Raw genomic sequence first — 2,652 nt, forward strand, 5'->3', positions numbered from 1 at the left:
CTGTTTGTTAAAGAAAAAGCCCCTCAATGTGAGGGGCTTTTTTTTTACTTGGTACACACGCCAACTTATACCTTTACTTATACTCTATACTTTACTTTTTTACTAGCACTGTAAGGAGGAAAAAAGATGATTAATCCCCTTTATAGAAAGCATATTATTTCTATCAATGATCTTAGCAGGAACGAACTGGAGCTTGTGTTACACATAGCGGCTGGTCTAAAATTTCGACCACAGCCGGAATTACTGAAGCATAAAGTGATTGCCAGTTGTTTTTTCGAGGCTTCTACCCGTACCAGATTATCGTTTGAAACTGCTATTCATCGCCTTGGTGCATCAGTAGTTGGCTTCTCTGATGCTAGTAGTACCTCGCTGAGTAAAAAAGGTGAGACCTTGGCAGATACTGTTTCCGTTATTAGTACCTATGTTGATGCAATCATCATGCGGCATCCGCAGGAGGGTGCAGCACAATTAGCCACCGAATTTTCAGGTCATGTGCCTATCCTTAACGCTGGCGATGGCGGTAACCAGCATCCAACACAAACCTTACTTGATTTATTTAATATCCATGAAACTCAGGGTAAGCTAGACCATCTTAGTATCGCTATGGTTGGTGACTTGAAATACGGGCGTACTGTACATTCACTAACTCAAGCGTTGACTAAATTCAACGGTAATCGTTTTTATTTTATCGCGCCTGACGCGCTGGGGATGCCTTCGGAGATTTTACACACGCTTATAGATCAAGGTATTCAGTATAGTATGCATGTTAATCTAGCTGAGGTTATACCTGAACTAGATATTCTTTACATGACACGGGTACAAAAAGAGCGTTTAGATCCTGCAGAGTACGTTAACGTTAAAGCGCAGTTTGTACTACAGGCCAATAACCTAACTCATGCGCGGGCTAATCTTAAGGTGCTACATCCTTTACCACGGGTAGATGAAATAGCTTATGAGGTCGACAAAACACCCTACGCTTACTATTTTCAGCAGGCAGGGAATGGTATCTTCACTCGCCAAGCTTTACTTGCGCTAGTATTGAATAAACAACAATTAGCATAAACATTAGGTTTTTATATGAATATAAGTAAGTATAATAAATTAAAATTACAAGTAGAAGCTATTTGTCGTGGCACAGTTATCGACCATATTCCAGCGCACGTTGGTGTCAAACTGCTCAGTTTGTTTAAATTAGCTGCTACGGATGAGCGTATAACTATTGGTTTTAATTTACCATCAAATAAGCAGGGTAAAAAAGATCTTATCAAGATAGAAAATGTATTCTTGACTGAGAAGCAAGCTAACCAATTGGCTATTTATGCGCCTTACGCTACAGTTAATCGTATCGATCATTATGATGTGGTATGTAAGCAAACTCTAACGTTACCAGAGCACATAGATCATGTTTTTATTTGTCCCAATAGTCATTGTATTAGTCGTAGCGAGCCTGTTGCATCAAGATTTAGTATTAAAACTCGAGGCAAGCAGATTCATTTAAAATGTAAATACTGCGAGAAGGTATTTGAGCACCGAGCGGTAGAATCCAGTCAGGTTGCCTGAACGATAACTTAGTAGTTATTATTTGATGTATATCAATTTTTAATATAAATAGTAAAAAAATATTACTCCAGGAGAAGGCATGTATGAATCGCATGATTAAGACTAAAAATGCCCCGGCAGTCATAGGACCCTATGTACAAGCCATAGATATTGGTATGATGACGTTTATCTCTGGGCAAATACCGGTCTGTCCGTTTAGCGGACAAATAGCCGATAATATCGGTGAGCAAGTACGACAGTCATTGGAAAACATCAAAGCTATAGTAGAGGCAGCTGATTTGAAAGTGGCTAATATCATTAAAACAACAGTTTTTCTAACTAATCTAAATGATTTTGCAATAGTCAATACTATTTATGAACAATTTTTCCATGAGCATCACGCTCCATTTCCGGCGCGGTCTTGTGTGGAAGTAGCGCGACTGCCGAAAGATGTTCAAATTGAGATTGAAGCTATTGCTGCGGTATGCCCCTAACTACCGGTTATACTAGGCTTATATATGGTGATATTTGAAATAATTGACTAGTTATAATGTGACTTCATAAACAATAATTATATTTTATGATAGGTTATAGGAAAAAAACCCGCACTCGGCGGGTTTAAGGATAAAAGCTACTCTCTAAATCAGAGATTAGAGAGCAGTAACGTCAGCAGCCGAGGGGCCTTTGGCGCCATTAGTTATTTCAAATTCTACGCGCTGACCTTCCGCTAATGTTTTAAACCCGTTGCTTTGAATAGCTGAGAAATGTACGAAGACATCCTTGCTGCCATCTTCAGGGGTAATAAAACCGAATCCTTTGGATTCATTAAACCATTTAACGTTACCTTTAATCTTAGACATCAAACTAACCCTTAAATAAATGATAGACACAAACTCTGTGTCGAATAGTAGTACAGCAACTGACAAGCGTTTTGTCCAGCGTTAGATGGTTAAACCGTGATAAATATTACTAAAATAACTTTTAATCGTGTTTATTGTTATCCCTATCTTTAAACGTAATTGCCGTGACCGCATTTCTAAATCTATTAGAACTAATAAGTTTTACTTCTATTACTTCTGTAATGTAATGTTTTGATAAACTGGTTGTGGTTGT

General features: G+C 38.2%; 4 protein-coding genes. 3 read left to right on the forward strand and 1 reads right to left on the reverse strand.

Annotated features, from left to right (window positions below):
* The first annotated feature begins 126 nt into the window (after positions 1-126).
* From pyrB to CEX73_RS03335, 3 genes are all read left to right on the forward strand, one after another.
* The gene (pyrB, locus tag CEX73_RS03325; protein WP_101627163.1) at positions 127-1,062 is read left to right on the forward strand and encodes an aspartate carbamoyltransferase; all 936 of its coding nucleotides are present in this window, start codon (positions 127-129) and stop codon (positions 1,060-1,062) included.
* Positions 1,063-1,077: 15 nt separating this feature from the next.
* Positions 1,078-1,560 carry an aspartate carbamoyltransferase regulatory subunit gene (pyrI, locus tag CEX73_RS03330; RefSeq protein ID WP_101627165.1) on the forward strand — a complete coding sequence of 161 codons (483 nt, stop codon included), beginning with the start codon at positions 1,078-1,080 and terminating at the stop codon, positions 1,558-1,560.
* Positions 1,561-1,643: 83 nt separating this feature from the next.
* Complete coding sequence (locus CEX73_RS03335; RefSeq protein ID WP_101627167.1) at positions 1,644-2,033, forward strand: Rid family detoxifying hydrolase; 390 nt, start codon at positions 1,644-1,646, stop codon at positions 2,031-2,033.
* 156 nt (positions 2,034-2,189) lie between these two features.
* Here the strand turns inward: CEX73_RS03335 and cspE are convergent, their stop codons facing one another.
* Positions 2,190-2,399: a transcription antiterminator/RNA stability regulator CspE gene (gene cspE, locus CEX73_RS03340; RefSeq protein ID WP_038498357.1), complete on the reverse strand. Its 210-nt coding sequence runs from the start codon at positions 2,397-2,399 to the stop codon at positions 2,190-2,192.
* Positions 2,400-2,652: the final 253 nt, after the last annotated feature.

The organism is Candidatus Palibaumannia cicadellinicola (assembly GCF_002855795.1).
GTDB lineage: Bacteria > Pseudomonadota > Gammaproteobacteria > Enterobacterales > Enterobacteriaceae > Baumannia > Baumannia cicadellinicola_C.

Excerpts from the sequence above, each read along its gene's own strand:
- cspE (WP_038498357.1), bottom strand. The coding sequence starts at position 2,399 with ATGTCTAAGATTAAAGGTAACGTTAAATGGTTTAATGAATCCAAAGGA.
- CEX73_RS03335 (WP_101627167.1), top strand. The coding sequence starts at position 1,644 with ATGAATCGCATGATTAAGACTAAAAATGCCCCGGCAGTCATAGGACCC.
- pyrI (WP_101627165.1), top strand. The coding sequence starts at position 1,078 with ATGAATATAAGTAAGTATAATAAATTAAAATTACAAGTAGAAGCTATT.
- pyrB (WP_101627163.1), top strand. The coding sequence starts at position 127 with ATGATTAATCCCCTTTATAGAAAGCATATTATTTCTATCAATGATCTT.